This is a genomic window from Acetobacterium wieringae, from assembly GCF_026646375.1.
Classification (GTDB): domain Bacteria; phylum Bacillota; class Clostridia; order Eubacteriales; family Eubacteriaceae; genus Acetobacterium; species Acetobacterium wieringae_A.
The window spans coordinates 1-23,491 of sequence record NZ_JAIPPU010000007.1 but is presented as its reverse complement, the minus strand read 5'-3'; the positions used below and the strand labels follow the sequence as shown (position 1 = coordinate 23,491).

Below are 23,491 nucleotides of genomic sequence, written 5' to 3'. Positions count from 1 at the left end.
CCTTTCTTCATTGTTAATATGTTCATATAGCGGTACCGAAGATACTATATTTTTTTCTGTAAATCGTAAATAATATTGTAATTACTAACCTATTTACAACATCATTGTACTCGTATTCAATGAACCTGTCAATGTTTTTTTAGTAAAATATTTTATTTAATCTATTTTCAAAAACTTTGTACTCGTTTACTTCTGTAAATTTTTATATTATTATTCGTTTTTTTTGTATCTTATGTATTTTTACTGCGATCAACAAAATATTGAATATCATTATATTATTATTTTTCATTCAAAATTTACAAAATACTATTTAATGGCTTTAAAATTTAAGAAGAAATTCATAAGTACTCCCCTGTATTAATATTCGCTTGCTTATATAATGTATACCCTGGCACAAAAAAATTATCCTAATATATTTTTCTTACTTTACAGAACACCTTCGCCACCAAAATAAAACCCGACAACAGATCTGACCACCTGTAATCGGGTTTGTTTTCGTTCTGAAAGAACTTCGCATAAAATCCTTTTAAGCGCTTTAATTTTTGAAGATATTAGTTATTTTAAATGTCTTTACTCAGTAATTCTATGAAATTACTATAAACTGCACCGTTTTATCTCGTCAACGCATACATGCAGGAATCCTGAAACTTACCATTTTTGTATATACTTTTCTGAAAAACACCTTCTAAATGAAAACCTGCTTTTTCAATGGTTCTGCGAGCCTTCTGGTTATCTGCAAAGGGCCGAGCATAAATTCTGACCAAATCCGACTCATCAAAAGCTTTTTCACAGATCTGTTTAATGGAACCAGTCATGATTCCCTGACCCCAATAGGGTTCACCAAGCCAAAAACCCAACTCGCCACTTTTGCAACTGACATCTTCCTGCATCAGTAGACTGATCGCTCCAATTGGTACATCATCGATTGTGATCGCCTTGTTTAGATGTCTTCTTTTGTTCTGATGAATACTTTTGGTAATAAACAGATGGGCATCATCCAGAGTGTACGGATAGGGAAAAGTATTTCGTAAATTTCCTGCTATCTTTTCATTATTGGCCAGAGGAACAATATTTTCAGCATCACTCAATTTCCATTCTCTTAATCCAAATTCCATTTTTTTGACCTCCTTTGATCATCGCCATTGATTTCTAGTTTTTTCTAAAAAACTAATTTGTACTCGTTTACTTTTTAATTTTCATCAGCTTAACATCTTTGGAATTTTATGTCAATATTTTTTCCTTTTGCAACTATTTATTACCTTTACTTGTTTGACATTTCTCAAACAAGAGGTAGTGCTGAAACTATATTGTTCGTTAATTAACAAATCATTTTTAATCAAGATGTTATTTTTCGATAGATTTTATTCGGGTAACTTTAATGTATCTACATCAAATTCAATTTATTGATAACATACTTTTTATCTATTGTTTAATCGTTGTCGATCAACTTTTTATTTTTTTATCAATTCCACATAAATAAATCTGCTATCTAATTGATCTTGAACGTTAAGTTACCTCTAGCTCTGTCAAATTGGTACCCTACCACTGGCTAATACTATGAAAAATATTTCTCTCAAAAAACCCAACAGCATAGTTGTATTTAAATGCATTTTAATGAATTAAATCACTATTCTCAGACCTTGTACCACCATAATAATTTTAGTTATTAAGTTTTTTTGCCCTAATTTTTTTATCATTTTGAGCTCCATCAAAGAAATAATTAAGTATCTTTTAAGCTTTGTAATTCTGATTATTACTCTGACAATTATTGTCTTTCCCTGCTTTGATCCCTGGATCAGGAACCAAATTTGCTATACTTTCTTCACCATTTAGCATAAAATTAGAACATCCAAGCGTCATTATGAAGATCACAGGTGAAAAAATGAACAATCAACCCGAAATAAAACTATCCGTCCGCAATCTGGTAGAGTTTATCCTCCGTTCCGGAAATATCGATTCTCAGTTTATCAGCAACGCCAGTGCGCTGGAAGGAACCCGGGCCCACCAGAAGGTTCAGAAAGATAATCGAGACAAAGGCTATGCCCCTGAAGTATCGCTAAAACACCATTTCGAATATGAAGGCTTCTGTTTTCGGATCGATGGCCGGGCCGATGGCATCATCACCAGCGAGTCCGGGATTATTGTAGACGAAATTAAGTCAACCAGCCGGCCGCTGGAACAAATTGACGAAGACTACAGCCAAACCCATTGGGCTCAGGCCAAATGCTATGCCTATATTTACGCCATCCAGAATGAGCTACCGGAAATCAGCGTCCAGCTGACCTATTTTCAGCTGGACAGCGATGAAATCAAACAGTATCTAAAAATCTTTACCCAAACCGAGCTGACTGCATTCTTTTATGATCTAATCAATCAGTACCTGGTCTGGGCTGCTCTGACCAGCAACTGGGTGACCCGGCGCAATGCCGCCATCCGGGCTCTTTCTTTTCCCTTTGAGTGCTATCGCCAGGGTCAGCGTGAACTGGCAATAGCAGTTTATAAAACCATTGCCGAACAGAAAAAACTGTTTGTCCAGGCCCCCACCGGAATTGGCAAAACAATATCAACTCTGTTTCCCGCCATCAAGTCGATGGCGGAAGGGCACACCGCCAAAATTTTTTATCTGACTGCCAAAACCATTGTCCGGGAGGTGGCCGAGGAAGCCTTTGCTAAAATGGCAAGTCAGGGATTGGCTTTCAAAAGTGTCACCCTGACCGCCAAGGACAAAATCTGTTTTCAGGAAGAAACCATCTGTGATCCCGATCACTGCTCTTACGCCCGGGGCCATTTCGACCGCGTCAATGCTGCACTGCTGGATATCCTGAATCAGGAAGACCGCCTGACCCGGCCCATCATTGAAAGCTATGCGCGTATACATCAGGTCTGCCCTTTTGAGTTATCACTGGATTTAACCCTCTTTAGTGACTGCGTGATCTGTGATTACAACTATGTTTTTGATCCCCGGGTTTATCTCAAACGTTTTTTTTCCGATAACGGCGGCGACTACAGCTTTTTGATTGACGAAGCCCATAATCTGGTCGATCGGGCCCGCTCAATGTTTTCGGCCGAACTTTATAAAAAACCATTTCTGGAGCTAAGGCGATTGTTTAAAGATAACAACCCCAGTCTTGCCAAAGCGCTGGGAAAACTCAACACTCACATGATCGGGCTGCGGAAACTGGCCACAACCGACTCGCCTTATCACCAGAAAGAGGCCCCTAAAGATTTCTTACTGCTGGTGATGAAGTTGATTGCTCTGGCCGAAGTATGGCTAGTCAACAATGAAGGCTCCCCGGGCCACGAAGAACTGTTGGAACTGTATTTTAACGCTCTGACCTTTATGCGCACTGCCGAGTTTTATGATGACCACTTTCTAACCTACGTCGAAAACACCAACGGTGATACCCATATCAAGCTTTTTTGTCTGGATCCTTCCCACTTGCTGGGAGAAGCCCTCAAACGGGGCCGGGCGGTGATCTTCTTTTCTGCCACCCTGTCACCACTTGACTATTTTTCAGAAATTCTCGGTGGTGATCCTGACAGCTATAAAATTAATCTGCCATCGCCTTTCGATGTTAAAAACCGGGAAATACTGATTGCCGATACCATCTCAACCACCTTTCGCAATCGTGAAAAAACTTACCCTGCCATTGCCAGTTACATCAAAACGGTACGTGATCAACAACCGGGTAACTACATCGTCTATTTTCCTTCTTATAAATATATGAATGCAGTATTTGAGATTTTTAGTGCTACCTACCCGGAGATCATCACCATCCGACAGGCTCCGGAAATGAATGAGGACGACCGGGAGCTATTCCTGGGTCAGTTCCGTCCGGTACCCGACACTGCCCCCGTCGGAATCCTGGGCTTTGCAGTGCTTGGGGGGATCTTTTCCGAAGGGGTTGATTTAAAACACGAGGGTCTGATCGGCGCCATTATCGTCGGGGTGGGTCTGCCCCAGATCTGTTTTGAACGTGATATCATTCGGGATTATTTCAATGAAAAAAAACACACCGGCTATCAATATGCCTACCTCTATCCTGGTATGAACAAGGTTCTCCAAGCTGCCGGACGGGTGATTCGAACCGAAACCGACCAGGGCGTGATCGTTCTGATTGATCAGCGTTTCAGCAGCCTTAACTATCGTCAGTTATTTCCCCGGGAGTGGTTTCCCCATCGCCAGATCCGTAATGAAGCCGAGCTGAAAAAAGCTCTGCAGGATTTCTGGGCCACACCCAAAACATAAATTTAACATAAAAAAACATCTGCTGTCGCACTACGACAGCAGATGTCTGATAACCATAATGGGGTGATAAAAAATAAGCTGTGGGCCGCTAAAACCCATGACCTTGCGAATTTTTAGCTGATTCGCTTTATTATAGCAGTGGCTTGGACAGTGCTTACAAAAACCCTTGTTTTCGCCATAGCGGCAATGGTCCAATCGGTTCAAGGCGTAACTTAACAGAGCCTGGCACTCCGCACAGAGATGCTTGGTGTGATGTTTTTTGCGGCAATAGATTTTAATCATCACGATGAGGGTTCGTTTTTCCTGGTCTATTTTTGGCATTAGGCTTTACTTCCTATCTTTCCTTACTTTCGACAAACCATTTAGGTTCTTCATAATAGAGACAGACTTCCTTATTCTGGATTCGGCAGGTATAGCGGATTCCCTGCCCCCCCACCTTCAGGGAGACCCCTGGACGCATATCCAGAACCCGGTCAATCGAAAAAACCCGACCGTCCTCCCACAAAACCTGGAGGGGGATGATTCTGCCATCTTCTTCAAATTTTGCAATCACCTGGACAAATTTTTTTATCGCCATTTTCTTAATTCTCCTTTAAAAGTATCCAATTGGATGGATGACATGATCTTTTTTGGGATCCAGGCCGCTCATCGAATCGCCAATAGTGACCGCCCGACGCAGAACCAGATTACCAAAGCGCTTGCGTAAATCATCAACGGTATCATCCAGTTGAGCCTGACGGATCCGCAACGCTTCATTGCCAAAAACATCCAACTGAATCGGGGTTGAATCCGGTACCAGATCAGTGACCCGCACCCCCAGGGAACGGATATCCGAACTGAAATCATAATTATTTTCAAACAGGGCAATGGCAGCTTCAGCTATTTCCCGGGTCAGATCCGAGGGTTTTGCCAGCTTCGTTTGCCGGGTAAAGCTATGCAGTTCTTTGGTACGGACATGAATTGCTACTGTTAAACAATAGCATCCGGTTTCCCGCAACCGCATCGCCACACTTTCAGTCAGCATATAGGTGATCAGTTTGACATCCTTCAGGTTTTTTAAATCCCGGGGAGTGGTGATGCTGTTACCGATGCTTTTGAGAATCCGTTCGTTGCCGTTATATTGCTCGTCAAAAGCTTTGACCGGACTGTCATCAAGACCATTGGCAAAGCGCCATAACACCATCCCCATCTTACCAAACTGGAGCACCAGAAAATCTGAGGATGTTTGCGCCAATTGTCCAATGGTATAAATACCATATTTCATCAGCTTCTTTTTCGTGGCTGGCCCCACATAGAGCAGATCCCCAATTTCCTGGGGCCAGACAATTTTTTTGAAATTATCCCGGGTGATTGTTGTGATGGCATCCGGTTTCTGATAATCCGAGCCAAATTTGGCAAAGATTTTGTTCCAGGAAACGCCAATCGAAACGGTGATACCCAGTTCATCCTGAATGGCCCGACTGATTTTTTCGGCAATGGCTCGGCCACTGCCGTGAATTCGGGCGCTATTAGTGACATCGAGCCAGGCTTCATCAAGGCCGAAGGACTCCACCTGATCCGAATAGCGGTTGTAGATTTTACGGGCCAGCCGGGAAAAACGCAGATACAATTGATAATTGGGAGGCATAATCACCAATCCGGGACATTTTTCCCGGGCCTGCCACAGAGCCTCCCCAGTTTTAACACCGGCAGCTTTAGCTTTCTGGTTTTTAGCCAGAATAATCCCATGACGTTTTTCCGGATTACCACCCACTGCCACCGGAAAATCTCTAATCTCCGGATGATAAAGACATTCCACATTGGCATAAAAGCTGTTGATATCCGAATGTAAAACAATCCGTTCCATAACTCACCTTTTTAATCCACCTCGATAAAATTAGTACATATGTTCTGCAACTATTCTATACCCCTCACCGTGCTTTGTCAATGCCTAAATTATTAATCACTCTACCAGCAATTTATTGCAAACAATCCAAAAAACAAGATCCGTGCAGGCACGGATCTTGTGACGATCGATAAGCGACCATATCGGCCAATTGTTCAGTCGTCGACTAGCACACACTTCGTGCCGACAAACAAGCTGTTAAACGATTGATGACACGACGTTATTCTTCTTGATAGTCTGAGTTATTTTCCATCATTATTATCATAACCTCTTTTTTAACTATAGGTTGCATAATATTCGGCTTCAGTCTGCTGCGCTTTCTGATTACCCACGCCACAACGGGGATTAAGCAACGAGCAGTTTTTGCCGCATCCGCCGCAGCGGAATTGTGAGAGATATTCACTTAAACTGGGAACATCCGGTTCCGGTTCAGTGACTACCGGTTCAGCCACGACGGGCGCAGCTTCAGCAATTGCCGGTGTTTCGACGGATTCAGTGACAGCTACCACAACCGGTGTCGTTGTATCCGTCGTTGTTTCTGGCACCATTTCAGTAACGGTTTCCGTGGTTGCCGCTTCCGTAGTCGTGGTATTGGCTACAACGGTTGTGACGACACTTTCGGTATCGCTGTCGGCGGCCGCATTTTTGACAACAATCGCCGGGGGAATTTCTACCTGAGCAGCCATCACCTGTTCATAACTGCGATAGGTAGTGGCCACTGTACCATAGACGATCAGCAAGGCGGCCACAGCTGCACCAAACTGCTTGATAATTTTGATTTTCATTTAAAACCTCCTTAAAACAAATTGAACACTGCCCCGATCGAAAACAAGGTTAGTAATACGTAACTACCGAGCCGAAACCACTGCAGCTGTTGGGGGATTTCTTTGGTGATTTTTGCTGACAGGATCCCCGACAGCAGCACCATCAGCAGCACCGGGGTCAGGGTACTGGCAGCAGCAAACACGCCGCCAACCAGAGCCGCGGTGGCAACCGGCAAGGTAACCGCTACCCCCATCATCAGCAGCAACGGAGCACAGGGGGAGGCTCCATAGGCAAATCCAGCCATAAACAGCGGGATCAAACCTTTTTTATCCTCCTTTCGCTCTTTTTTCCCCCCTGCACAACCCGAACAGCTAGTGGCTGATCGGGCGTTTTTTCGATTATCGATCAGCCATTTGCCAATCAGCACCAGCCCCAGGGCAACCATCGCCAGCTCCATAATCAAACTCAGGTTGACCCCAAATACATAACCAGCGGCATCAATAAATTGACTACCAACTAGCGCCGCCAGTGTGCATAAAAGCACTACTGCCGCGATTTTTCCGATAAAAAAACTTAAAAATTCAAGCAGCGATTTTTTCATCCCACCAGCATGGGTGATGATATAGCTGGACAAGAAGACCGTAACTGCCGGACTGCAGCAGGTGCCACAGCCCAACCCTACCGACAGTGCTGTAGCCAGTACCGGAATCAGTAATGTAAGGGTCATCATCAGGCCCTCTCGCTGGCAATCAGGGCAGCCCCGATGGCACCGTTAAACTGCGGATGTCTGGCCACATAAACATCCCGCATCATTTCTTCTTCAAAGGCTTTGTGGACCCCAATATTCAGGGCGCCTCCGCCGGTCATCAGGATATCCCCACCCTTTTCGGCTTTTTTCATCATTTTGATGATCCGTTTAGCCATTGATAAATGCATTCCAGCCAAAATATCCCGGCGATCATATTTCCGGGCCACCAGCGAAACCACTTCCGACTGGGCAAAAACTACGCAGGTGCTGTTGATGTCGCAGGGCGCCTTACTTTCCAGCGAAAGCGGACCGACCTGATCAATGGTGGTTTCCAGAATCTGAGCAATGACCTCCATGAATTTACCGGTTCCGGCAGCACATTTATCGTTCATGGTAAAGTTTTTAACGGCATAATTTTTGTCGAGATAAATGATTTTACTGTCCTGGCCGCCGATATCAATAATCATTCCCGGCCGGTATTCCCGGGGCGCAGTCAGGCGCACCCCATAGGCATGGGCAGTGATTTCTGAAATATCGTCATCAGCGATATCAAAGACCTTACGGCTGTAGCCGGTGGCCATGGTATAACGCACCTCAGCACGTCGGATCCCCCGGCGGCTACACATTTTTTCAATTAAGCTATTGGCGGCGGCATTGTTATCAATCCCGGTATTGGTGACCATCGCATCGACCACTTGATTCTGACAGATCAGCGCCGCCTTGGTGTAAGTTGATCCGCCGTCTAGTCCGGCGTAATAATTTCTGTTCATGTTATTCTCCTGTTTTCTCGTTTTGTTCAAAACCTCACCGACTACCGCCAGTCGTTATATCAGGTTGTATGTATCGGGGCGAACAACTGCTTGACAATTAGTCGGGACAACCGTTAGCCAGCTATTTCTATTTTTTGGATCGCTCAGCCAGATCTTTCAGTTTGATCAGCTCAATAAAGGCCTCGATCCGAATCCGCAATTGCTCAATGTCTTCTTCGTTATAATCACTTTCAACCCGGATTACCGGAATCCCCAGTTTGCCCAGCTCGTCCTCAAGGGTCTGGTACTCAAAATCATAGACCAGACAGCCCCGTAAAACGTGGTACACCACCCCCTGAACCTGATGATCGGCAATCATCTGTTTGATCCGGTAAATCCGCTGGTCATTGTCAACAAAGGTCGGACAAGTGCAGGGCCGGGTGTAGCGGTTAGCCAGAGAGCGCATTAAACCGTCAAAGCTTTGATCCACCACAACAGTGGGATCATAAATCGAACGCTCACCCATACAGGTTTCATCCCCTACCAAAATGCCTCCAGTCTCTTCAATCAGCAACGGGATTTTGATGTTCGGGAAAATAATCGGTGACCCGGTGACCATAATCCGGGGCTGCTTATCTTTACTGACAAATTGCTTGTCTTTTTTGCGTCGAGCCAGTTCCCGATTAAGCAAATGCAGCTGCTGGCTCCACTGCGCCAACGGCATATATGAAAAAGCATTCATTAAAGCCATCGCGTGAGTGCCTTTAATCAAGGCCGGAACATGCTTTTTGTACTCATTGAATTTCGACATTTCATACTGGGCAAAGCCCATCTCGTCAATGCTTTTGGCCAGACTCTGATAACTAATCGTCTGGCCGGTGACGGCTTCCAGCTCCGGAATCAGCTGGTAGAGTTCTTGGACATACTGCTCCATATCAGTGTCATCGCTTTTGGACGTCGGCACATGGAGCGAATAGGTTGGAACCATTTCCTTTAACATCCCGGCCATTTTCTTTTTGCAGTCGCAGGTTATCGGCACTACCATCAGGGCGCAGTCTTGGTAAACCGGCATTACGTCCATGGCTTGAAAACCCATTACCGCCTTGATCAACGGACAGGCATCCCGGGGCACCAGATCGTCACCAATCGCAAAGGCGGTATAACTGCCGCTGCATAATTTTACCGGCTGGGCTCCAACGGCGTAAATCAGCTCATGGGGAACCATTACACAATAAGTACCGACAGTTTTAGTATCAGCCGCTCTTTCGACATTTTTCATTTCAACATAAATATCTTCGAGTACCTTAAAAAATGGCTGTATTGCTGCCGGCGCTCCGGGCAATTCTGCCAGCCGCCGCAGATATTTACCCGACACCTTGGTGGCTTTATCAATAAAGCGCTGGCGTTGCCGTTGTTCCATGGCTGTCAGCTCTTTGGTTTTGTTTTCAGCTGCGCCGTTATGATCAGCTAAACCGATTTTTTGGCTATTTCTCTTATTTTTGATCAGACTCATTTTTTTCTCTTTTCCTGATAAATCGTTTCAGTTTCTTTTCAGAGTTTTTATGACCGGACATAAAGGTTTTTCGGGATGCCCGGTAAAATTTCAGGCCACTGAAGCTCATTGACAATGCTTTGTTTTCCGGGCATTTATCGATGCATTCACCACACATGATGCAGTCGGCTGTGGTAACATCGGTTTTTTCCCGCTCAGTATAGATGGTTTTAATCCCCATCGGACAGGCTTCATAGCAAGCCCCACATTCGGTACAAGCCTGACAGTCCTTTTTAATGCGGAACAATGAAAACTTGTGCCCCAATCCGATTAAATAACCGAGGGGACAGATATTGCAGAAGAACCGGCGTTTAAAAAAACCGCCGATAATTACCACGATCATGAAGAAGCCCCCTAAAAACAGCGATACCTTAAAGCCAGCAAAGGCCGGAGACAAGGTAATTGCCGGACAGATATCGCAAAAATTACCGCCAACAAAACTGAGTCCCAAAAACAATAGCAACATCGTCCATTTGATTGGTTTTAACTGACGATAGAGTTTTTCACTCAAGGGCAACCCTTCAATTTTCAGCCCCTGCCGGGTTTCGTGGGTAAGATCCTGAACCAGTCCCAGGGGACACAGAAAGCCACAGATAAACCGGCCCAGCACCACAATGGAGATCAGCAGCGAGGCTAAAAAGATACCAATTTCCGACCACCTCAGATTAACCAGGGTATTTAAATGGGCCAGCGTATAACAACTGCTGGCAATCAACTGATCCTGATTGATAGGGCAGGCAAAAATCGGAATTTCGATCGCATTGACCCATTGGCCCAGTAATTTCCCGCCATAGATCAGTGTGAAAAAGCTGATGATCATGGTGAGCCAGCGTAGCGTCATAAATCCGAATTTCCGCTGTCCTTTCATCGTCCCCACCGGACCCAAGCTCGTTCGCTCATTGGCAAAGCGACCCATTACCGGATCTTTTTTGACAATCCGGCGGCGCAGCCACAGACACAAAATGATGCCGACGGCCGAAAGCAGCACAATGATCATAAACGGTGTCATTGCTGCCAGGTAACGGCTGGAAAACAGCGTATTATCTTCGACCTGATAACTCATCTGATAGACATTGTCGCCGTCGTCTGCGGCATAGGTAACTGCAATGCCACTGCGGATATCCAGCAATGACACGCCTTCAATAATCCCTGCGCTATTAGTGGTCACCTGACTTGTCCCGCTTCGCTGTGAAGTCAGCGTCACGGTTTGATCGGCCAGCGGCTCACCTTCAAATAATACACTAAGTGTGGTTCGATCAGTAAAAATGATCTCCAGTGGAAACAGTTCATGATCAAAAATTGGTGGCGTGGGCCGATAGCCCTGGGTAAATTCCATATCGGTTTTTGCCGCCAGATAAAGCGTTTCGCTGCTGCCATCGCCATCGAGATCGGCAGTTTGTTGTGGTAGAGTGGCAATAAAACTGCCTAAATAATCCGGACTCATCACCGCCATATTATCAGCGGTCATTTCGGTAACCCCGTTAACGCTGAGTGCATAAAGCGTTGCGGCGGAAGCATCCTGATTGCTCATCGTATTTAAACTAATCTGGTTATTGTCATAACTGAAATAAAGCTTGCTGCTAGTGTCGGTCTGCTCCCCAGCTTCTTCGGAGCTGACAGCAGTGACCATGGTATAACCGGTGGCATCGGTACTAAACTGGTAGAACACCAGGTTATAGGCAAATAATGACAGCAACATCAACACAACACAGACAAGGATGACCGCCGGCGTTACTGTTTTTTTGATATTCTGATAGATTTTTTTCATACGGCTCTTTTTTCCTCACGATAGCGATGATGGGCCAGCATTTCCATAAACGCCTCCATTCTGATTCGTAATTGTTCCACATCCTGATACTGATAGTCAGTTTCCAGCCGGAACACTGGAATATTCGCAGTTCCGAATAGCTGTTCAAAACGCTCCAGTTCAAAATCATATTCAATCTGACCTTTCAGCACATGAAAAACAACCCCTTCAATGCGCCCCTGCTTTAAATGCCAAAGCGCACTTTGATAAAGCATGTCATTTTTGGCATAGGCTGAAGAACAGTCATAACGGTAATGGGTCTCAATGATCGCTGTAAAGGGATCGCGTTTACCGGCTTTATGCTGACTGCTGCTGGCGTAGATTTTTTGAGTACTGCTATCCAGCGCTGCTCCGATTTGCAAACCAATATCGCCAATCAAAAAAGGAATCTTGTAATTGGGCAGATATACCGGCGACCCTATCAGCAGGATTTGCGGTTTGTTTTTTTCCTTTTCATAAATCACTTGGCGACTTTCCAACAGTTCCAGATTCAGTTTGCGGAGATGGCTGCACCAGCTTTTAAGATCAGTGGAGTAATAATACGAATTCAGAATTGCCATTCGTAACGCCCCAGAAATCAGGCCGTCTTTTTCCTGACAGACCTGGATAAAATCACGCATCAGCTTCCGGGCACCCTCAACCAGCTGGGTAGCCTGAGTCAGCTTTTTTTTCGTCAGCCGCTGACCGGTATGATCGCTGAGTTTGTCAGACAGATTTTCCATCTGGCTCCGCCATTTAAGACTAGCCAGAGGATCGCCCTTTTCCGGGGGAATATCCACCGTGACGACTTTTTTTCCGGCTTTGCTCAGCAGATAAGCCATTTTGCGGCTGCTGTCACAGGTGATCGGAACGATGATCAGCGCTTCTTCGGCGAGATCAAAGTGCTCATTCAGCAGAAATCCCAGCACCGAGCGACTGACCGGATCGGTATCCCGAGGTACTAAATCGTCGGACCAGGCCACCGTACCCAGGCTACCACCAAGTATCCAAAAGGGCTTGGCTCCGGCGGCATAAATCAGTTCCTCGGGAATGCTGCTGCCCAGCACAATCACCTGGGGCTGGCGCTTTTTCATATTGTCCGGTTTGAAGTAGCGATAGATCGTATTTAAAAAATAGCGCAGTTCCTCGATCTGGCTGTTTTCATTGAACAAGGTTCTCAGGGTATCCATGTATTCACTTTCATAGCTGCTAAACGGCTGGTTTTTTTCGTAATTAACTGTCATTGTCTGACCTCCAAAAGCATTTGTGTTTCAATGTTCATTTCATGTTGCTATTGTAGTATGACAGTTTGTGGATGGTTTGAAGCTTATCTGAAGATTGGGTGAAGACTGGCTTTTTAGGGATAAAAAACAGAGGCTATAATCCTCTGTTTGAAAAAAGTGGCTATATTTTAGCGTTCCGGGCGGCAAAGCAATCGTCACATCACTGCTATCCTGATATTATTCATCCCGATGATAAAGTAAGCAACGGTCGCTGAATCCAGCGGGTGGGATGCCCAGGCCCTGATTCAGTCGGGCCCAATAATTAACACTGGCAATGGTACTGGCCAACATCACGATTTCGGCTTCACTAAATGCCGAGGTAAGGTTTTTGATGAACTGCTCCGACAGATCCGGCGGCGTGCTTGACAGGCTGATGGCATACTCCAGCGCCAGCAGTTCACGCAGGCTGAAGCTATCAACCGACCGAACAGACCGACGCCCCTGTAAAACATCCAGTTCATCCTCGGTGATGCTATTCTTAACAATCCCGACGGCGTTCATATCAATGCAAAATGTGCAGGAGCAAATCAGCGAGGCCTGAAGTCTGACCAGATTGAGCAACCGCCGTTCCTGCGCGTTCTGCCCTTTTGCAGTCATCATCTCCAACACCCCGGACCCGATCGCCGCGCGAGGATACCAGGTTAACAACCGCGCCGGCAGCAGGTCTTTACCGGTTTCATTTTTGGCGATTAACAATCCAATCCGCAGTAATAACGGGATTTTTTTCGGTGGTTTAATTAATGATCTTGAGCTTTGCTCATTTTTAGACAATGTTTTTTTTTCCGTAATTGTCATGGTGCACCTCCGCTTATTTTTATATTGACTGTATACCATTATTTTAAGTACTTAAACGGTACGCCTATGTGAACCGTTCAACGGATTACCCTAAATAATGTTCCAATCCGGATTTGCCACGACTGGTCACTTCGAATCCTTGCCACTTTACCATTTTATCGAAAAAACGACAGTTGTCCATCCAAATATGAAACCTGTTTAGCGTCTTTGATACTATCTCCATCCACGGCGTTACCGATTAAAAAGGATGAGCATGGATCATGGTTGGCCATATTGTGCCTGACCGTTTCCATATCGTGATTGGCATAGCAGTAGCGACAACCGTGGCCGCAACTATTGTAAACACCGATATCGCTGCCCAGCAAACAGTCGCAGCCTTCCCGGCTGGTTTGATGGTTCTTGGGCATCTTCAAATTGATGCCGATAGCCCGCTCAATCACTGGCTGAGTCATACAACCGGAGCAGTCCACCCCAAATTTCCCCAGATCGAAGCCTTCCATACAGGTACGCAGGGTCATCCCGTTTTGTCGGGCAATGACGGCAAAGGCCTGGCCGATCGCAGCCCGATCAGAGCTTTTCACAGCCTGGACGTCCTTAAAATTGCGCCGGGTCTTTTGATAAAGATCAATAAAGCTGATGACACAGTGATCGGTGTAACCTTTCAGGTTACTGGCCATCCGCTCAAAACAGTACAGATGGTAATCCAGCGAGTACTTTTTCGAAATAAAAATCGGATCATAGCGCCAGCCCACTGCCTGGGTGCCCACCGCATTGGACAGCCGCTTGAAGGCCTCAATGATCGCTGCTTTGTCCGGCACATGGGGTTCAATGTCCCGGCCGTACGGGGTGATGGTGACAAACCAGAATTGTTTAAAGGCACTGATTTCTAACAATCGGTCCAGCATTGGGGCGGGATTTTTGGTACAGAAGGCCAGACAATCCACTAGCTCCGGCGTCAACTGATAGCGGATGACCTGTTGGGGATAATAAGGATTGCGAACCAGAACAAAACCGGCCCGGATGCGATTGTAAAACCATTCACTGTAGAATGCCGGGATGTCAGTACGGTTACCGGTGTTTAGAATCATCAGAACTCCTTTCTTGAATTATGAGTCGCTTTTTTTAGCTTTACCAGGAATTCCCAATGAACAGGGCACACCACACATGCATTTGCCGCAGGCATCGCCGCTGCCGATGGGATATTCGGGGACGATTTTATCATAGATCTGTTCATTACAGCGATAACGATCAAAAGCTACCTTCCTATCGGCCAGCGTAAAAGCCTGGTTGACGCATTTTTTCAGACACTTTTGGCATAACCCGTTGTTCTTGTAAAAACATAATTCTTCTGCAGTTCGCAGCGTCGGCGTCAGTTCCAGATCGGTGATGACGCTGCCCAGCCGGCCGCAGCAGCCCTGCTCCGTAATCAGCATGTTGTGGAGACCGAATTTTCCGATCCCGGCAATATAGGCAACACTGCGATGGGACCAGTCACTGATTAATTTTTCGCCATCATAATTGTAGGTTGACGGCAACAATGAGGCGTGATAGCCCATTGCCACAATGGTATCGTGTAAAAACCGGTTTAAATCATTGATCAGTTGATTGGTTTCAATGCAGGCGTAATCCCATTCTTGTGAGCTTTCCTCGCCAGCAATGTTACTCGCCACAACGCTTTTGGAAAAAGGCAGAAAGAATACCAGCACCGCTTTGGCCCCGGGTACCAGCTCACCGGGCAGAACGTGATTGGGACCGATGAGCTCCTTTAAGCTGGGAAATAAGGGATCAGCGGCAGCGGCCACACCAATCACCGGCTCCCGCCAGGTGGTACGGGTCTGTTTCTTTTCCTGATAGTTCTTAACGTAGTCGGTAATCAAAGCCACAAATTTTTTATTCATCATCTCAAAGTCCTCAATTTCTCCCCATTTTCGCTTGTGTCCTGATCTGCTTAATCTACCCCTTATTTCACCACAAAAAATTATCTTTGTAAACTGACAAATAAAAAACAACCGGAGAAAATTCTCCAGCTGTTTTAATTTATCAGCGGTTATTATTTACCGGCGTTGATCAGATCAATTTCTGCAGTAATAGCTTCATAAACGCCAGGATAGACGCTACCCGGCCCCCCCTGTGTGATGCATGGGATGTAATAGTGTTTGCCGCAGCGAGCTACCGCTTTACGAACTTCAGCTCCAACGCTTTCCTGTGTCCAGTTTTCATCGTCAATCAGGGAGTTATCAATGTCGCCCATGAAAGAGATCTGGCCACCATACTTTTTAATCAGTTCAGGAACATTGTTGTTAGAAATACAGCCTTGCCAGATATCAATGCCCATTTCAATCATGTGGGGCACTAGATTGGCGGCATAGGAATCGCTGTGATGAACCACCAGTTCGACGCCGTTGGCTTTATAAAAACCGTAGATTTTTTTATAGGCCGGAACAATAAACTCTGCAAACATATCAGGAGCCATGAACGAATTCAGCGAGCTGCCCCAATCATCGTGATGGAAAAGACAATCCGGTTTGTAATATTTGATCAGTTCAGCAGCATAGCGGAGTTCATAGTCAACAATGTAGTCGATCAAGGCATGCATTTCTTCCGGTTCTTCATAGAAACCCATTAGACAATCTTCCATCCCCATTAAATGATGACATTGTTCAAAAACTCCGGGGGCCACAAAGACAGTCGCAAATACTTCGTTGCGATCAATCGCTTCAACGGCTGGCAAAAAGGGTGCCCAGGCTTCGGCTGGCAGATCGGTTTCCGGCGCTTTTACGACATCCCGCCATTTTGTGATATCCTGAAGAACCTTGTGATCCTTATCGTGTAAGGGAAAGGCTCCGGGAGTGCCGGCTGGCCAAGCGAAGGTGATACCCCAGGCATTTTTGACCGGTTCGCCGCCAGGCATCGGAAAACCGCCTTGAGCCGTAATCGGATCCCCCATTATCATTCCGTAAATGGCATCAGTACAGACAAAGGCCTCGTACTGATTGACAAAGCGGTCAGGATTGCCACCTTTAATCGTTTCCAATAAGTTCTGTCGTTTCGTTAGCATAAATCATTTCCTCCTACAAAATATTAGCGTTGCATAATTTAAATACATATATATTTGTAAAATAGATTATATCATCAGTTTTAATCAATAGCAAGCAAATATTTAACCGGTTAAATATATTTTTGATGACGTTATCATCGGCTTTTTAATGGGCTTTTAAAAATCAAGAAAATATCTTCTTTTTTCTGATCAAATGGGTCATTCTTCAATCATTCTACCCTTTTAAATATAATTAAGAAATCGTCTATGTTTGCCGTTTGATAATCTAATTTGCTATCACCCCCATTGATCGGATTTTTTCGTTATATTTCCCAGAGTTATTTTTTAATGCATCAGTAAATAAGACTGTTTTTAGCTCCTTCTGATCCAGCTGTTTCCGCAGATCAGCCATTTGATTGTACACATCACCAGGCACCGCAACATTCGAATCCATCCGTCACTGGATTATCTCTCGATAGTAGCCTATCGACAATCCATGCCACTGACTAAAGTCTAAACCGAAAAGGGACGACCGATGGTCGTCCCTGCTGATACTTATTTTACAATAAACCTAATTTTTTGAGCCGTTCATCGGTAGGAATCCCATCTTCATCCCAGCCCCGTTCTTTATAGTACAGTGGCAGCAATTCATCCAGTTTATGAACCCAGCCTTTGGCTGGTCCATCGGGCATGGCTTCTTCCAACAACCGTGGTGGTAAGGTATCTTCATCGGATGAAACACCTGCTTCCAGATTAAACAGTTTTTCCAGATTCCAGATCCGTTCACCAGCCAGTAGCACGTCGTCGGCAGTCCAGTTGGTACCCAACACTTCATTAAGCATATCAGCGTATTGCTGGGCCCCCAATGCAAACGAGGTAAACAGGCATAAGCCGGTGGAGTCAATCACCGCGGTAAGATCCTGGAATACTTTTGCCCAAACTTCTTTACCAGCCAGATCAAATCGATCCAGTTTTTCGGGTAAGCCAAGAATTTCCGGTGAAATCAGGTAGCCCCGCACATGGCAGCCACCCCGGTTGGAGGTTGCATATTGCAGACCCATCCCCTGAATCCCCCGGGGATCATACGCCGGTAAATCCTGCTTTTTAACCGACATCGAATATTCAGGAGCACCAAAGTAATCAGCCAGTCGGTAGGAACCTCGAGCCAACAAGTCGCCAAAACCTTCCCGATTACCCATTTTTTTGATCCAATGGACAACAGCATCCGGATTACCGAATTTCAGGATTACATCATCATCCAACATTTCGTCAGTGATAATTCCCCGTTGGTAGAGTTCCATGGCTGCTGCCAGAGTTGCTCCAGCCGAGATCGTATCAAGACCCAATTCATTACACCAGTAGTTGGCATCAATTACCACTTCCATATCATCAATTCCCAGATCGCCGGCAAATACCCACAAGGTTTCGTATTCCGGTCCGCCAATGCCATCAGGGCTCTTGTCGCTTTTAACCCAGCGACCACAGCCAATCGGACAATGATGGCAAGGATTTCGCTTGAGTAGGTATTTTTCAGTCAGGGTTTCACCACTGACAGCTTCAGCCCCGGGATCAACGCCTTCCTGGAAATTTTTGGTCGGATAGACCCCATGTTCATTGATAATATTAACCAGGACCGCGGTTCCATAGGTTGGCAGTCCGCCACCGGTAACACCATTTTCTTTTAGGAGAGTCCGGCATTCTTTAGTAACTGCTTTTAATCCTTCCGGGTTGGCAATTTCCGGTTTTAATTTTCCGTTAACGGTAATGGCTTTCAGGTTCTTTGCCCCCATTACCGCACCAACGCCAGAACGGCCGGCAGCTCGATCTTTTTCATTCATAACGGCGGCCATCTGTGACAGTTTTTCACCCGCTGGCCCAATCAGCAATACCTTTGAACCGGGATGTTTTTCTGCAAGCATGTCGCTGGCTTCTGTCGTATATTTGCCCCACAGATCCAAAGCCGGCAAGATTTCTGCCTTTTCTTCATCGATATTAAGATAAACCGGCAAACTGGCCTTACCTTCTACAATCACGGCATCATAACCGGCATATTTCAGATATGCCCCCCACTCTCCCCCAGAGTTTGATGATGCGATACAACCGGTCAACGGCGATTTGGTAACCACCATATAACGGCCGCCGGTAGGGGTTGCGGTTCCGGATAAAGGTCCATTGATGAAAATGATTTTGTTTTCCGCCGCAAACGGATCGACCTTGGGATCAACCTCATCCATATACAGCTTTGTACCTAAACCGCGACCACCAATAAATTTCTTGGCCAGCTCAAAATCAAGTGCTTCGGTTGTCACTTCACTGGTGGTCAAATTAACACGCAATATTTTTCCCATATAACCAAACATGATATGCCTCCTAGACATTATTTATCAAAAATTTTAAGTTTTTACAAAGCGTTTTTAAAGATCTGGATGACGTCTTCCAGCTTGGCCTGTCGAGGATTCGTAGCACTGCAAGCGTCTTTCATAGCATTGATAGCCATTATTTCGAAATCTTCTTCTTTGGCTCCCAACACCGCCAGTCCTGCGGGAATGCCGATATCCTGAGACAACTGAACAATCGCATCGAGACCTTTTTCGGCCGCATCTCTGACTGACAGGCCACTAATGTTTTCACCCAGAGCGACGGCAATGTCAGCCAGTCGTTTCGGATTGCTGTTTAAATTAAAGCGCTGAACATGCGGCAATAAGATCGCATTGCAAACACCATGTGGAAGATCATAAAAGCCACCTAATTGATGGGCCATGCCATGAACATAACCCAAGCTGGCGTTATTAAATGCCATTCCGCCCAGGAATTGAGCGTAGGCCATATTGTTTCGAGCCTCAAAGTTCTGACCGTTGGCAACCGCCTGACGGAGATTTTCACCAATCAGTTTGATTGACATCAGGGCCGCAGCATCGGTAACCGGGGTGGCTATGGTCGACATATAAGCTTCGACTGAATGGGTTAGGGCATCCATTCCGGTAGCGGCCGTTAATCCCGGCGGCATCCCCATCATCATGACCGGGTCATTCACCGAAATCGTCGGCGTACATCGCCAATCCACGATGGCCATCTTAACGTGAGTATCGGTGTTGGTGATAATACAGAATCGGGTCATCTCACTGGCGGTGCCAGCAGTGGTGTTGATCGCAATCAGCGGTTTCATCGCCTTTTTGCTTTTGTTGACACCTTCAAAATCGCGGATATGGCCGCCGTTTCCGGCCACCAGACCAATACCTTTGGCACAATCATGAGACGATCCACCACCTAAAGAGACGATTAAATCACATTTATTTCCCTTGAAGATCTCTAAGCCATCGTGTACATTGATGTCCGTCGGATTTGGCTGCGCACCAGCAAAAACAACTACTTTTAGACCAGCCGCTTCAATGATATCTTTAACCTGGTCGGCGACACCCATTTTTTCCAGGCCAGCATCAGTGACAATTAAAGCCTTTTTCAAACCGAGAGACTTTGCCTGAGCACCTACTTCTTTCACTGAACCCGGTCCCATCAAATTCACGACGGGCATAAAAAACCCAAATACTTGATCTGCAACTGCCATAATAAAGTACCTCCTTGAATTCTTTCTTTTATTTTGTAACCTGAATCCGTTTGACCAAACCCCGCCTATCTTAAACCGGCATCACCTCCATTGGCTTGTTCTTGAAGAAGACGCTTGTTTGCAAACGTTTTCTTCTTGTGTTTACTTACCACAATTTTTGTAAATATCACATATTCTTAAAAAAAATAAGAAAAACCACCGCTTCATGATATCGATGGTTTTTCTCTGATGTTTTAACTCAAAGTTCAAATTCTTCCAAGTCATCCGGCACCAGCAGCTTGCCACTGAAAAACGGTGCCCCCTCGGCGGTATAAAGCGTCTTGCGTTGGGCCAAATTACGGTCTTCGGTATGATAAAGCAGCAGGTTGGCTGCGGCCAGCCGTGATCCAATTTCGCAGGCATCCTTAACTGTAGTATGGGCCTTATCATAAGGTTTGAAGCGCTCCCGTTCGGCATAAAGACAGAAGGCCTCATGGAGCAACCAGTCCGTCCCAAAAGCATACGAATACTCGTGTTCGTGATAGGGCTCGTCACCCAAAAAGGTCAGCCGCCGCCCCGACGACAGCGTCATCGCAAAGCCGAACTGCTTAGCTTTGTCGGACTGAATGTCAAAAAAAGTCACCTTATTGCCGAGGATTTTCTTGGTTTGACCATCCTTGACAATCTTAAATACCACTTTATCGCCGATCAGCTTGACAAATTTCTCCGGCAGCATCAGTTTGACAATTGTCAGCGCCGTTTTCTTCAGCTCGGCGTGACAGTAAATGGTCAGCTGGCCCTGATAGTGGCCGCTTTTGATCTGGGCGGTGATCATCCGGATCAGCCAAATCAGCCCCAGCAGGTGGTCGGTATGTCCATGACTGATAAAGACCTCATGGATCTGTGTCAGACTGATGTTGGCCCGCTCCAACTGGGTCAGAATACCGTTGCCGCCGCCGGTATCAACCAGAAAATAGTCCTCGCCCTTTTGGATCGCAAAGCAGGTATTATAACACCGGGTCACCGCCGCATTGCCGGTTCCGAGAATAATTAAGCGTTCGTTCACGTTGTTCCTCCCTTTTAACAGCGTTCATTAGCCGTTACGTCGCTGGATTCACTATACCACGATCAACTACAAAGATCAATCAGGGGGCAACACATGGCCGAATAAAAAATCCCATTCACAAGAAACTTTCAAATGGGATTACACTCAGATTTATGGCGTGCCATGAGGGATTCGAACCCCCGACCTTCCGGTTCGTAGCCTCATTGGATTAAATTATTCATTTGTTGATATACCGCCGTTTTGTTTGTTGTCTTTATCTGCTTTTGCCCATTTTTCGCTGCGATTAATGGGCAAAAAAGGGGGCAAAATTCTCAATTCTTAATCGTTACTTATTAACCTAATTCAATAGTATTAAACATATTTTCGACAATACCATTTACGTACTTTGCAAACCTTATATATAACACAAGTGAGGTTAATTGCATAAAAAAATGTTCACATTTTAACTTGAACCAGCGCCCCCTACCATATTGATCACTTGAATCAAATTGTTGCTTTTTATCCTATAACATATTAATTCACTGCTTTAATAAACTACCTTTACATGATCATATCAAGATCGTTCTTGGGCTGTTTTTTATTTTATTTAAGATAACTTCATTTCCAATGTATTGATTGCCCACAAAGGAAAATTAATCAGCCATTCTTCCTGCTTATAATCCATCATCGAGGTGCGAATTGAGATTTCGGGACTGAATTTTTCATGATAGGTTCTCAAGCTTTTAGCTTTCAAATTGGTCTCAGCTTTAACCTCAATGGGAAACACATCGCTTCCATTATCAACAAGAAAATCAATTTCGGCACTTCCTCGATCATTTGTCCAGTAATAGGTTTCAATGCCTTCAAGCGTTTTTAACTGCTGGAGAACATATTGCTCTGTCAAAGCACCTTTAAACTCTTTGAACAGATCATTACCATCTAGGAGAACTGTTTGATTCAGTCTAACCATACAAGATAGTAAACCAACGTCCAAGATGAACAGTTTGAATGCTTTCAAGTCTTCATAGGCCTTTAATGGCAGACCAGGTGTTGTTACCCGTTGGACTTTGTGAACAAGACCACAATCGGTCAGCCAGAGCATCGCCATTTCATAGTCTTTTGCCCGTGACCCTTCTTTAACCAGACCATAGATAAACTTCTTATTTTCTTTGGTGAGCTGGGACGGAATATTATTCCATAACATTCGAATCCGTGGGATCACTTCATTTGGAGCATGTTTCGAAAAATCCTGCTCGTAGGCGGTAAGGATTCGCTTCTGTATCTCTCTTGCCTCATTAAAATCCTGATCATTTACAAAGTTGACGACGACTTCCGGCATTCCACCAACAAAATAGTAATATTTGAGCAAGTCAATGTATTCCTGTTTAAATGTGTTCGCCAGCTCATAATCGCCTTTTTTGATGAGTTCTACAAATTGTTCTTTTCCCATAGCTTTCATAAATTCTGTAAAGGACAAGGGATAGAGGTCAAGAAATTCTACCTTGCCAACTGGGAATGATGTCCCCTGGTGTAAAGCAACCCCCAACAATGACCCAGCACAGATAATTTGATATTCCGGTGCATTTTCATTAAAATACTTTAAGGATGTCAATGCCTTGGGCACTTCCTGTATTTCATCAAAAATAAGCAGTGTATTTTCGGGATCAATCTTATTACCTGAATAAAGTTCCAGACCTGTGATTATCCGTTCAATTTTCATATTGGCTTCAAACAGATCCTGCATCTGCTGATTATTATCAAAATTGATATAAACAACGTAATCATAGGTTTTCTGGCCAAAGTTTTTCATCAACCAGGTTTTACCGACCTGCCGAGCCCCTCTAATAATAAGAGGCTTTTTGTTTTTCTTCAGTTTCCATTTATTGAGCTGTTCCATTGCTAGTCGTTCCATTTTAATCACCTCATTTTAGTATTCTAATCTATTTTAACACATATTGCGACGAATATTTGTTAATAATAACATTTTTTACGATGAATTATAATGTACACGCTTGTCAAGACACAAAATGAAAAAACGTTAGTTATGACTCCT

At 45.0% G+C, this 23,491-nt stretch carries 20 protein-coding genes; 1 reads left to right on the top strand and 19 read right to left on the bottom strand.

Annotated elements, in window-relative coordinates:
- Nucleotides 1-611: 611 nt before the first annotated feature.
- Nucleotides 612-1,115, bottom strand: a complete 504-nt coding sequence (locus tag Q7P33_RS07885; RefSeq protein ID WP_303869067.1) for a GNAT family N-acetyltransferase — start codon at nt 1,113-1,115, stop codon at nt 612-614.
- A gap of 767 nt (nt 1,116-1,882) precedes the next feature.
- Between Q7P33_RS07885 and Q7P33_RS07880 the strand changes: the two genes are divergently transcribed.
- Nucleotides 1,883-4,249, top strand: a complete 2,367-nt coding sequence (locus tag Q7P33_RS07880) for an ATP-dependent DNA helicase (RefSeq protein WP_303869065.1) — start codon at nt 1,883-1,885, stop codon at nt 4,247-4,249.
- A gap of 30 nt (nt 4,250-4,279) precedes the next feature.
- On the opposite strand, the gene Q7P33_RS07875 is transcribed toward Q7P33_RS07880, so the two are convergent.
- From Q7P33_RS07875 to Q7P33_RS07790, 18 genes are all read right to left on the bottom strand, one after another.
- Complete coding sequence (locus tag Q7P33_RS07875) at nt 4,280-4,570, bottom strand: nitrous oxide-stimulated promoter family protein (protein ID WP_303869063.1); 291 nt, start codon at nt 4,568-4,570, stop codon at nt 4,280-4,282.
- 13 nt (nt 4,571-4,583) lie between these two features.
- Complete coding sequence (locus tag Q7P33_RS07870; RefSeq protein WP_175440961.1) at nt 4,584-4,826, bottom strand: hypothetical protein; 243 nt, start codon at nt 4,824-4,826, stop codon at nt 4,584-4,586.
- Nucleotides 4,827-4,841: 15 nt separating this feature from the next.
- Nucleotides 4,842-6,095 carry a DNA polymerase IV gene (locus Q7P33_RS07865; protein ID WP_303869061.1) on the bottom strand — a complete coding sequence of 418 codons (1,254 nt, stop codon included), beginning with the start codon at nt 6,093-6,095 and terminating at the stop codon, nt 4,842-4,844.
- Nucleotides 6,096-6,409: 314 nt separating this feature from the next.
- On the bottom strand, nt 6,410-6,919 hold the full coding sequence (locus Q7P33_RS07860; protein ID WP_303869058.1) for a hypothetical protein: 510 nt from the start codon (nt 6,917-6,919) through the stop codon (nt 6,410-6,412).
- An 11-nt stretch (nt 6,920-6,930) separates the two neighbouring features.
- On the bottom strand, nt 6,931-7,629 hold the full coding sequence (locus Q7P33_RS07855; RefSeq protein WP_303869056.1) for a sulfite exporter TauE/SafE family protein: 699 nt from the start codon (nt 7,627-7,629) through the stop codon (nt 6,931-6,933).
- Complete coding sequence (locus tag Q7P33_RS07850) at nt 7,629-8,417, bottom strand: acyl-CoA dehydratase activase (RefSeq protein WP_303869055.1); 789 nt, start codon at nt 8,415-8,417, stop codon at nt 7,629-7,631. Before Q7P33_RS07850 ends, Q7P33_RS07855 begins: the two co-directional genes overlap by 1 nt.
- A 127-nt stretch (nt 8,418-8,544) precedes the next feature.
- Nucleotides 8,545-9,909, bottom strand: coding sequence for a 2-hydroxyacyl-CoA dehydratase subunit D (locus tag Q7P33_RS07845; RefSeq protein WP_303869052.1), 1,365 nt, complete (start codon nt 9,907-9,909; stop codon nt 8,545-8,547).
- Nucleotides 9,890-11,716: a 4Fe-4S binding protein gene (locus Q7P33_RS07840; RefSeq protein WP_303869050.1), complete on the bottom strand. Its 1,827-nt coding sequence runs from the start codon at nt 11,714-11,716 to the stop codon at nt 9,890-9,892. The genes Q7P33_RS07845 and Q7P33_RS07840 overlap by 20 nt, the downstream gene beginning before the upstream one ends.
- A complete protein-coding gene (locus Q7P33_RS07835) occupies nt 11,713-12,978 on the bottom strand; it encodes a 2-hydroxyacyl-CoA dehydratase family protein (RefSeq protein WP_303869048.1) in 1,266 nt (421 codons plus the stop codon). Before Q7P33_RS07835 ends, Q7P33_RS07840 begins: the two co-directional genes overlap by 4 nt.
- A gap of 216 nt (nt 12,979-13,194) precedes the next feature.
- On the bottom strand, nt 13,195-13,812 hold the full coding sequence (locus tag Q7P33_RS07830; protein WP_303869046.1) for a carboxymuconolactone decarboxylase family protein: 618 nt from the start codon (nt 13,810-13,812) through the stop codon (nt 13,195-13,197).
- Nucleotides 13,813-13,967: 155 nt separating this feature from the next.
- Nucleotides 13,968-14,900, bottom strand: a complete 933-nt coding sequence (locus Q7P33_RS07825; protein ID WP_303869044.1) for a DUF1848 domain-containing protein — start codon at nt 14,898-14,900, stop codon at nt 13,968-13,970.
- Nucleotides 14,901-14,918: 18 nt separating this feature from the next.
- Nucleotides 14,919-15,713, bottom strand: a complete 795-nt coding sequence (locus Q7P33_RS07820) for an epoxyqueuosine reductase (RefSeq protein WP_303869043.1) — start codon at nt 15,711-15,713, stop codon at nt 14,919-14,921.
- Nucleotides 15,714-15,862: 149 nt separating this feature from the next.
- Nucleotides 15,863-16,870, bottom strand: a complete 1,008-nt coding sequence (locus tag Q7P33_RS07815) for a uroporphyrinogen decarboxylase family protein (protein WP_303869041.1) — start codon at nt 16,868-16,870, stop codon at nt 15,863-15,865.
- A gap of 265 nt (nt 16,871-17,135) precedes the next feature.
- Nucleotides 17,136-17,303, bottom strand: coding sequence for a hypothetical protein (locus Q7P33_RS07810; protein ID WP_303869039.1), 168 nt, complete (start codon nt 17,301-17,303; stop codon nt 17,136-17,138).
- Between the two features lie 106 nt (nt 17,304-17,409).
- Nucleotides 17,410-19,209, bottom strand: a complete 1,800-nt coding sequence (locus Q7P33_RS07805; RefSeq protein ID WP_303869038.1) for an aldehyde ferredoxin oxidoreductase family protein — start codon at nt 19,207-19,209, stop codon at nt 17,410-17,412.
- 41 nt (nt 19,210-19,250) lie between these two features.
- Nucleotides 19,251-20,414, bottom strand: a complete 1,164-nt coding sequence (locus tag Q7P33_RS07800) for an iron-containing alcohol dehydrogenase (RefSeq protein ID WP_303869037.1) — start codon at nt 20,412-20,414, stop codon at nt 19,251-19,253.
- Nucleotides 20,415-20,652: 238 nt separating this feature from the next.
- Nucleotides 20,653-21,459: an MBL fold metallo-hydrolase gene (locus Q7P33_RS07795; RefSeq protein ID WP_303869036.1), complete on the bottom strand. Its 807-nt coding sequence runs from the start codon at nt 21,457-21,459 to the stop codon at nt 20,653-20,655.
- Between the two features lie 586 nt (nt 21,460-22,045).
- The gene (locus Q7P33_RS07790) at nt 22,046-23,350 is read right to left on the bottom strand and encodes an ATP-binding protein (RefSeq protein ID WP_303869034.1); all 1,305 of its coding nucleotides are present in this window, start codon (nt 23,348-23,350) and stop codon (nt 22,046-22,048) included.
- Between the last annotated feature and the right edge of the window lie 141 nt (nt 23,351-23,491).

Excerpts from the sequence above, each read along its gene's own strand:
- Q7P33_RS07855 (WP_303869056.1), bottom strand. The coding sequence starts at position 7,629 with ATGATGACCCTTACATTACTGATTCCGGTACTGGCTACAGCACTGTCG.
- Q7P33_RS07840 (WP_303869050.1), bottom strand. The coding sequence starts at position 11,716 with ATGAAAAAAATCTATCAGAATATCAAAAAAACAGTAACGCCGGCGGTC.
- Q7P33_RS07825 (WP_303869044.1), bottom strand. The coding sequence starts at position 14,900 with ATGATTCTAAACACCGGTAACCGTACTGACATCCCGGCATTCTACAGT.
- Q7P33_RS07790 (WP_303869034.1), bottom strand. The coding sequence starts at position 23,350 with ATGGAACGACTAGCAATGGAACAGCTCAATAAATGGAAACTGAAGAAA.
- Q7P33_RS07835 (WP_303869048.1), bottom strand. The coding sequence starts at position 12,978 with ATGACAGTTAATTACGAAAAAAACCAGCCGTTTAGCAGCTATGAAAGT.
- Q7P33_RS07850 (WP_303869055.1), bottom strand. The coding sequence starts at position 8,417 with ATGAACAGAAATTATTACGCCGGACTAGACGGCGGATCAACTTACACC.
- Q7P33_RS07875 (WP_303869063.1), bottom strand. The coding sequence starts at position 4,570 with ATGCCAAAAATAGACCAGGAAAAACGAACCCTCATCGTGATGATTAAA.
- Q7P33_RS07885 (WP_303869067.1), bottom strand. The coding sequence starts at position 1,115 with ATGGAATTTGGATTAAGAGAATGGAAATTGAGTGATGCTGAAAATATT.
- Q7P33_RS07870 (WP_175440961.1), bottom strand. The coding sequence starts at position 4,826 with ATGGCGATAAAAAAATTTGTCCAGGTGATTGCAAAATTTGAAGAAGAT.
- Q7P33_RS07820 (WP_303869043.1), bottom strand. The coding sequence starts at position 15,713 with ATGATGAATAAAAAATTTGTGGCTTTGATTACCGACTACGTTAAGAAC.
- Q7P33_RS07865 (WP_303869061.1), bottom strand. The coding sequence starts at position 6,095 with ATGGAACGGATTGTTTTACATTCGGATATCAACAGCTTTTATGCCAAT.
- Q7P33_RS07810 (WP_303869039.1), bottom strand. The coding sequence starts at position 17,303 with ATGGATTCGAATGTTGCGGTGCCTGGTGATGTGTACAATCAAATGGCT.
- Q7P33_RS07805 (WP_303869038.1), bottom strand. The coding sequence starts at position 19,209 with ATGTTTGGTTATATGGGAAAAATATTGCGTGTTAATTTGACCACCAGT.
- Q7P33_RS07800 (WP_303869037.1), bottom strand. The coding sequence starts at position 20,414 with ATGGCAGTTGCAGATCAAGTATTTGGGTTTTTTATGCCCGTCGTGAAT.
- Q7P33_RS07830 (WP_303869046.1), bottom strand. The coding sequence starts at position 13,812 with ATGACAATTACGGAAAAAAAAACATTGTCTAAAAATGAGCAAAGCTCA.
- Q7P33_RS07845 (WP_303869052.1), bottom strand. The coding sequence starts at position 9,909 with ATGAGTCTGATCAAAAATAAGAGAAATAGCCAAAAAATCGGTTTAGCT.
- Q7P33_RS07815 (WP_303869041.1), bottom strand. The coding sequence starts at position 16,870 with ATGCTAACGAAACGACAGAACTTATTGGAAACGATTAAAGGTGGCAAT.
- Q7P33_RS07860 (WP_303869058.1), bottom strand. The coding sequence starts at position 6,919 with ATGAAAATCAAAATTATCAAGCAGTTTGGTGCAGCTGTGGCCGCCTTG.
- Q7P33_RS07880 (WP_303869065.1), top strand. The coding sequence starts at position 1,883 with ATGAACAATCAACCCGAAATAAAACTATCCGTCCGCAATCTGGTAGAG.